Below are 7,270 nucleotides of genomic sequence, written 5' to 3'. Positions count from 1 at the left end.
GCCGCTGCGGGCGGACACCCCCCACCCCGTCCCCTGCCCGCCGTACGCGGCCAACGGCCCGTCCTGGCGCGCCGTCCGGTGAACGGTCCGTCGGGGCGCAGGTGACTGCAACCCCCTAGGGGCGCGGGGAACTGCGCGACCAGCCCTCACCGGCCCGCACTCGCCCGACAGCCCCACTCGGCTCCCCCTTAGGCGCCGGGCCAAGCCCAGCGCAGCTGCCCGCAGGGAACTGCGCGACCAGCCCCCACCGGCCCGCAGCCGCCCGACAACTGACCCGGCACCCCCCTGGGCGCCCGGCCTACGACACCTCAGCAGCTCTTCTTCGACGTCGCCGCCGGGTCGGGCTGGGTCAGTGCTGCCATCGCCTTGTCCGCCGTCGCCTTCGCCGTGAGGCTCTTGAAGGCCGTCCCGATGATCAGGTCGACCTCGGCACCCTTGCGCGTGTCCGTGCGGGTCTCGGCGGAGGCCAGTTGTGTCGCGAGGACCGGCAGGGAGGTCTTGAGGGCGGACGACGGACCGAGCAGTACCCCCGTGCCCTTGACCTTCTTGTCGTAGGTCGCCGTCGCGTTGCCCACTTCGCCGATCTTGAAGCCCCGCTTCTTCAGCTCGTCCGCCGTCTTCTTGGCGAGCCCGCCGCGAGCCGTGGCGTTCAGGACGTTGACGGTGATCTGGCCCGGCTTGGGGAGCGGGGCCGCGGAGGCGGAGGCGGACGCGCCGGACTTCGTCCTGCAGGCCGTCCTGGAGCCGGCCGCGGAGGCCCGGTCACCGCCGCCGGTGAACACGTCGATGAGCTGGAGCGTGCCCCAGCCGACCAAGCTCAGCGCGGCGACGGAGGCCACCACGCCGAACACGAGCCTGCCGCGCCGCCGGGGCCGACGCATCCGGGGGTACTTGTCGCCCGTGATCCGGTACTTACCGCCCATGCCGGGGGGCGTCAGCATGCTCATGAGCGCAGCGTAGTGCGCCCGGGCGGCGATGCCTACTAGATGATCATTGACCGCAGTACAGGAGAACCCGAAAGGGCCAAGCCTTTACAGCGCGGTCACTCAGTCCAGCTCGAGCACGCGCGCGTGCAGCACCTGTCGCTGCTGGAGGGCCGCCCGCACCGCGCGGTGGAGACCGTCCTCCAGGTACAGGTCGCCCTGCCATTTCACGACGTGCGCGAACAGGTCGCCGTAGAACGTCGAGTCCTCGGCGAGCAGGGTTTCCAGGTCGAGCTGGCCCTTGGTCGTCACCAGCTGATCGAGGCGGACCGGGCGCGGTGCGACGTCCGCCCACTGCCGGGTGCTTTCCCGGCCGTGGTCGGGGTACGGCCGGCCGTTTCCGATGCGCTTGAAGATCACACGGAAAGCCTACCGGTCAAGACCTTCCGGGCGCAGCCATGGCGGCCGAGTGCGACGCTGGAAAAAAACCGCGAAAACGGGCGTAACGGGAGCAGGGGTTTCGTATGAGCGAGCGAAAGACCCCTCCGGGGGGTGGAACGAGGAGCGTTGCGGCAACCACCGACCGGTCCATGCCGGAGGCACAGTCCGTCTCCGCCGCGCTGCCCCAGCCGGCCCTGGAGATCGCCTCCGGCTACGCCTTCGCCGGGCCCGCGCTCGATCTCGGCGCGCTGCTGTGGGACGGCGTCTGCCTCCCGGACGCGCAGGTCAGGATCCCCCTGCCGATGCTCAACCGGCACGGGCTCGTCGCCGGCGCCACCGGCACCGGCAAGACCAAGACGCTCCAGCTCATCGCCGAGCAGCTGTCGGCGCAGGGGGTGCCCGTCTTCCTCGCCGACATCAAGGGCGATGTGTCGGGGATCCGCGAGCCGGGCGCGCGGAACGAGAAGGTACAGGCCAGGGCCGCGGAAGTGCACCAGCAGTGGGAGGCCACCGGGTTTCCCGCGGAGTTCTACGCCCTCGGCGGCATCGGACACGGCATTCCGGTCCGGGCCACCGTCACCAGTTTCGGGCCGCTGCTCCTGTCCAAGGTGCTCCAGCTCAACCAGACCCAGGAGCAGTCCCTCGGCCTGATCTTCCACTACGCCGACCAGAAGGGGCTGGACCTGGTCGACCTGAAGGACCTGCGGGCCGTCGTGGCCTTTCTGACCTCCGACGAGGGCAGGGGCGAGCTGAAGGACATCGGCGGGCTGAGTACGGCCACGGCGGGAGTGATCCTGCGCTCCCTCACCGCCTTCGAGGCGCAGGGCATGGCCGACTTCTTCGGGGAGCCCGAGTTCGACACCGGTGAGCTGCTGCGGGTCGCGGACGACGGGCGCGGGCTCGTGTCCGTACTGGAGCTGGCCGCCGTTCAGGACCGGCCGCGGCTCTTCTCGACCTTCCTGATGTGGCTGCTCGCCGATCTCTTCCACGATCTGCCGGAGGTCGGGGACGTCGACAGGCCGAAGCTCGTCTTCTTCTTCGACGAGGCGCATCTGCTCTTCAACGGCGCCTCGAAGGCGTTCCACGAATCGCTCACACAGACCGTCCGGCTGATTCGCTCGAAAGGAGTCGGCGTCTTCTTCGTCACGCAGACCGCGAAGGACGTACCCGCCGATGTCCTCGCCCAGCTCGGCAACCGGGTCCAGCACGCGCTGCGGGCCTTCACGCCGGACGACCAGAAGGCGTTGAAGGCGACCGTGAAGACCTTCCCCGACTCCGCGTACGACCTGGAGGAGCTGCTCACCGGCCTGGGGACGGGGGAGGCCGTGGTGACGGTGCTGAGCGAGAAGGGGGCCCCTACGCCCGTCGCCGCGACCCGGCTGCGCGCTCCCGAGTCCCTGATGGGTCCCCTCGACGCGGGTGCGCTGGACTCGGCGGTCAGGTCCTCCTCGCTGTACGGGCGTTACGCACAGGCTGTGGACAGGGAGTCGGCGTACGAGAAGCTCGACTCCCGCGGCGGCGCCAAGGGCCCGGACGAGATGACCCGGGTGGCCGAGAGGAAGGCCCCGCACCCGTCTCGTGCGGATGACCCCTCCGTCGTCGAACAGGTCGTCGGCAGTGGCATGTTCAAGTCGCTCGCGCGGTCGATGGGCACGCAGATCGGGCGTGAGATCACCCGCTCGCTCTTCGGTACGGCCCGGAGGAGGCGGTAGCCCTGCCTCCGGGCCGGGCGATCAGCCGCGCTTCTCCTCTCTCGCCGGCGGCTGTTTCGTCGTGCTCTGCGGCTTCGGCGCACTGCGTGCCGCCTCGGCGCGCAGCAGGGCGCGCAGGACCGCGTAAGGGTCGATGGGCATGACGGTGTTCCTCGCGTGAGTGCTGAACAGGCCTGTCGGAAGCGGGCTCTGTCAGCAGCGCAGGACCACGGAACGCAGGGCGGGCAGCGCGTACGGCGGTCGCGGGGCCGCAGGGAGGGGACGGTCCGCCGGTACACCGGGGACCGCCTCCGACCACGGAACCGGCCTCAGAGGTACGACCGCACGGTGGACGATCCTGGCCGGTGGCCGCAGGGCCGTGTCGAGGACGTCGTACTCGACGAGTTCCCCGGCCGGGACGGGCGGCATCACGTGCGCCTGCAGATGTGCGCCGGGAATCAGCAGCGCGAGCAGCAGCACGAGCGCCCGCAGCCAGTCACGGCTGCGCGGAAGACGTCGTACGGAGCTCACACAGCTCGTCTCCCCCTCCGGCACGCCTGGTTCATCACTTCGGCCACGGGATTCACCCGGCCGGAGGAGCGGGGGCCGTGGCGGGGCCGGGGCAACGCGTTGGGCCCCTGTTCCCCGGACGGGCCACTCGGCCGACTAGGGCTTCTCGGCCGCCTTCGCCGCCTTGGCCGCCGCCTTCATCTCCTGCTTGTGCGCGCGGACCTTCGTCAGCGACTCGGGACCGGTGATGTCGGCGACGGACCGGAAGGACTTCGGCTCGCCGTAGGCGCCGGCGGCCTCCCGCCAGCCGGTCGGCCGTACCCCGAGCTGCTTGCCCAGCAGTGCCAGGAAGATCTGCGCCTTCTGCTTCCCGAACCCCGGCAGCTCCTCCAGGCGGCGCAGCAGCTCGCGGCCGTCGTCCACGCCCTTCCAGACCAGCTCGGCCTCGCCGTCGTAGTGCTCGACGAGGTACTGGCACAGCTGCTGGATCCGCTTGGCCATCGAGCCCGGGTAGCGGTGCACGGCCGGTTTCTCGGAGAGCAGCGAGACGAACGCCTCCGGGTCCTGCGCGGCGATGTCGTGTGCGTCGAGGTCGCTCGCGCCGAGCCGGTCCGCGATGGTGCGGGGGCCCTTGAACGCCCACTCCATCGGAACCTGCTGGTCCAGCAGCATCCCGACCAGCGCGGCGAGCGGGGAGCGGCCGAGGAGTTCGTCGGCCTCGGGGTCCTGGGCGAGGTGAAGGGTGACGTCCATGTCCCCGATCATGCCCCCGCCGGCAGCGCGCCTCTACCGGGAGCCGGCGGGCAGCTCCCGCCAGTACCCGAGCGCCTGCACCCGCTGCTTCGGCACGCCCAGCTCCTTGCGGACGTACGACGACAGGGTCCGGGTCGTCGCCGTGTCGCAGGCGATCCAGACGTACGCGTCCGGGTGGCTCTGCAGCAGAGCGGGCAGGTCCGCCTTCGCCTGGGCGACCAGGTGTGCCCCGGAGTCGAGGCGCAGCACCCGGCGGACCTCGTGGCGGGACGGGTCGGTGCGGAAGGGGAGGTGCTCGTCGCCGCCCTCGAACCAGACGGTCGCGGGGGAGGAGTCCAGGGCGCCGAGGAGGGAGTTGAGGGCGGGCAGGGAGGCAGGGTCGGCGAAGGCGAAGACGTGCGTGGGCTCGGGGTCGGGGCGGTCGAAGCCGGTGCCGTGGACGGTGGCCTCGACGGTGTCGCCGGGCTTCGCGGTGCGGGCCCAGTCGCTGGCGACGCCCTCGTGCAGCGCGAACTCCAGCGTGAAGGTGCCCGCCTCGGGATCCGGGTCGACCAGGGTGTAGGCGCGCTGGTGCGGCTTGCCCGCGGCGGCGAACCACAGGCGTACCCACATCGTCGGGTGGACGCCGGTGACCGCCAGCATCCCGCCGTCGGTGAGACGCACCCGCCGGTACGCGTCGGTGACGTCCTCGGCGCCGGTCACGGTGCACACGAAGTCCTTCGCGCGCAGCAGCCGCAGGACCGCTCCCTCCCAGCCGTGCCCCTGGCCCATGGTCTTTGCGCCCTTCGCGTACGATTCCCCCACCATGTCAACTTAGGTTAGCCTAACTTAAAGAGAAGCGGGTTCGAGGGTGAGCATCGAGATCTACCGCGACGCCTGGGGGATCCCCCACCTCCGCGCGGGCAGCGCGCGTGAACTCGCCCGCGCCCAGGGCCGGGTCACCGCCCGCGACCGGGCCTGGCAGCTGGAGGTCGAACGGCATCGCGCGCAGGGCACCTCGGCCGCCTTCCTCGGCGCCGGCGCCCTGTCCTGGGACACCCTCGCGAGACGGGCCCGCCTGGACGACACGGCGAGACGCTGCTTCGGGGCGCTGGAGAGACGGGACCCGGAGACGGCCGAGTGGGTGCGGGTGTACGTCGACGGTGTGAACGAGGAGCTGGCGGGCGCCGCGGCCCCCGAGTTCGCCCGCACCGGCCTCGCCCCCGGGCGCTGGGAGCCCTGGACCCCGCTCGGTGTCTGGCTCGCCACCCACATCCTCTTCGCCGGCTTCCCGGCCAAGCTCTGGCGGGACGAGGCGATACGGCACCTGGGCCCGGACGCGGTCGGCCTCCTCGCCGCCGACGGCCCGGGCACCTCCGGCAGCAACGGCTGGCTGGTCGCCGGCGCCCGCACCACCACCGGTCACGCCGTCCTCGCGGGCGATCCCCACCGGTACATCGAGGACCCCGGCGTCTACCAGCAGATCCGCCTGGCCTGCCCCGAGTTCGACGTCGTCGGCCTCGCCGTCCCCGGCGTCCCCGGCATCGCCCACTTCGGCCACACCGGCACGGTCGCCTGGTCCATCACCAACGCCATGGCCGACTACCAGGACCTGTACCGGGAGCGACTGCGCCGTACGGGGGCCGGGGTGGAGGCCCTCGGCCCGGACGGCGTCTGGCACCGGGCCACCCGGCACACCGAGACCATCGAGGTGGCGGGCGAGGCCCCCGTCGGGATCGAGGTGATCGAGACCGGGCGGGGGCCGGTGATCGCGGGGGGCCCGGAAGGGCTGGACGAGGGAGTGCCGCCGGAAGGGGAGCGGCCCGGCTTTCCCGGCACGCCCGTTGCCCTCGCCCTCCGCCATCCGCCCCGGGTCACCGAGGACCTCGGCTTCAGTGCCCTGCTTCCTCTCCTCCGGGCCCGCCGTACCGCCGACGTGGACCGTGCCTTCGACCTGTGGGCCGAGCCGGTGAACGTCGTGCAGGCCGCCGACACCGAGGGCGGACTCCTGCACCGGGTCGCGGGACGGGTGCCGGTGCGCGCGCAGGTCAACCGGCTCCGGCCCGTTCCCGCGTGGGTGTCCGGTCATGAGTGGCAGGGATGGCACGACACCCCCCGCGCCGGTCTCACCGACGGCATCGCCGTGATGGCCAACCAGCGCGGCCCCGCCACCCCGCTCGGCGTCGAGTTCGCCCCGCCCCACCGCGCCAACCGCATCACCGCCCTGCTGGCAGAGAAGGAGCGGTGGTCGGCGGCCGACATGCCCCTGATCCACATGGACACCCATCTCGGCTCGGCGCAGCCCCTGTTGGACCACATCGAGGCCCTGGACGGCCTGAGCCCCGAGGCCATGACCGTGAGGGAAACGCTTCTTTGCTGGGATCGCCGCATGGCCGCGAACAGCGGGGAGGCCGCCCTGTACGCCGCCGTGCGCAGTGCGGTCGTACGACGGCTCGCCGCGCACCCCGCGTTCGCGGCCCTGGCCGACCCGCCCGCCTACCCCGACGTCCTCCTCCCCTGGCTCGGTCTCGTCCCCCGTGTCGCCTTCGCGCTCGAACACCTCCTGCGCGCCGAGGAGTTGTACGGCATCGACCGGGCCGGGATCGTGCGGGCCGCCGTGGAGGACGTGGCCGCCGAGCCGCCGCGGGGCAGCTGGGGCGACACCCACCGCCTCGCCCCCTGGCAGGCGCTTCCCCACAGGGACCGGGATGTCCCGGCCCTCTCCGGCGACCACGACTGCGTCCTGTGCACCTCCGCGGTCCCCGGACTCACCGACCTCGCCGCGCGCGGTCCGGCCGCCCGTTACGTCTGGGACCTGGCCCGCCGCGAGGACAGCCTCTGGGTGGTCCCGCTGGGCGCGTCCGGCGTCCCCGGCTCACCGCATCACCGCGACCAACTCCCCTTGTGGCTCGAGGGAGATCTCGTCCCGGTCGTCACCGACTGGCAGCACCTGACGAAGGAAGACTGAGGAGA

The 7,270-nt window shown here is 72.0% G+C and carries 7 protein-coding genes; 2 read left to right on the top strand and 5 right to left on the bottom strand.

Going from position 1 to position 7,270, the window contains the following annotated elements; all coding sequences use genetic code 11:
- Positions 1–308: 308 nt before the first annotated feature.
- Positions 309–947: a LytR C-terminal domain-containing protein gene (locus ACFVYN_RS27685; RefSeq protein ID WP_390002941.1), complete on the bottom strand. Its 639-nt coding sequence runs from the start codon at positions 945–947 to the stop codon at positions 309–311.
- A 99-nt stretch (positions 948–1,046) separates the two neighbouring features.
- Entirely contained in the window at positions 1,047–1,343 is a 297-nt protein-coding gene (locus tag ACFVYN_RS27680; protein ID WP_003999914.1) for a type II toxin-antitoxin system VapB family antitoxin, read from the bottom strand.
- A gap of 170 nt (positions 1,344–1,513) precedes the next feature.
- Between ACFVYN_RS27680 and ACFVYN_RS27675 the strand changes: the two genes are divergently transcribed.
- A complete protein-coding gene (locus ACFVYN_RS27675) occupies positions 1,514–3,076 on the top strand; it encodes a helicase HerA-like domain-containing protein (RefSeq protein WP_390002938.1) in 1,563 nt (520 codons plus the stop codon).
- 192 nt (positions 3,077–3,268) lie between these two features.
- Here the strand turns inward: ACFVYN_RS27675 and ACFVYN_RS27670 are convergent, their stop codons facing one another.
- The 3 genes from ACFVYN_RS27670 to ACFVYN_RS27660 all read right to left on the bottom strand — a co-directional run bounded on the left by ACFVYN_RS27670 (position 3,269) and on the right by ACFVYN_RS27660 (position 5,089).
- Entirely contained in the window at positions 3,269–3,586 is a 318-nt protein-coding gene (locus ACFVYN_RS27670; RefSeq protein ID WP_390002935.1) for a hypothetical protein, read from the bottom strand.
- 135 nt (positions 3,587–3,721) lie between these two features.
- Entirely contained in the window at positions 3,722–4,318 is a 597-nt protein-coding gene (locus ACFVYN_RS27665; RefSeq protein ID WP_390002932.1) for an HhH-GPD-type base excision DNA repair protein, read from the bottom strand.
- A 33-nt stretch (positions 4,319–4,351) separates the two neighbouring features.
- Entirely contained in the window at positions 4,352–5,089 is a 738-nt protein-coding gene (locus ACFVYN_RS27660; protein WP_390002947.1) for a siderophore-interacting protein, read from the bottom strand.
- A gap of 79 nt (positions 5,090–5,168) precedes the next feature.
- On the opposite strand from ACFVYN_RS27660, the gene ACFVYN_RS27655 reads away from it, so the two are divergent.
- Positions 5,169–7,265: a penicillin acylase family protein gene (locus tag ACFVYN_RS27655; protein WP_390002930.1), complete on the top strand. Its 2,097-nt coding sequence runs from the start codon at positions 5,169–5,171 to the stop codon at positions 7,263–7,265.
- Positions 7,266–7,270: the final 5 nt, after the last annotated feature.

Origin of the sequence: Streptomyces sp. NPDC058307, from assembly GCF_042880295.1 — a bacterium.
In the GTDB taxonomy this organism is placed as follows: Bacteria; Actinomycetota; Actinomycetes; order Streptomycetales; family Streptomycetaceae; genus Streptomyces.
The sequence above is the reverse complement of the archived record's forward strand: the minus strand, read 5'-3'. Positions and strand labels throughout refer to the sequence as shown.

What these genes read in the sequence shown, in the direction of transcription:
- ACFVYN_RS27675 (WP_390002938.1), top strand. Translation starts at nt 1,514, where the DNA reads ATGCCGGAGGCACAGTCCGTCTCCGCCGCGCTGCCCCAGCCGGCCCTG.
- ACFVYN_RS27660 (WP_390002947.1), bottom strand. Translation starts at nt 5,089, where the DNA reads ATGGGCCAGGGGCACGGCTGGGAGGGAGCGGTCCTGCGGCTGCTGCGC.
- ACFVYN_RS27685 (WP_390002941.1), bottom strand. Translation starts at nt 947, where the DNA reads ATGAGCATGCTGACGCCCCCCGGCATGGGCGGTAAGTACCGGATCACG.
- ACFVYN_RS27665 (WP_390002932.1), bottom strand. Translation starts at nt 4,318, where the DNA reads ATGGACGTCACCCTTCACCTCGCCCAGGACCCCGAGGCCGACGAACTC.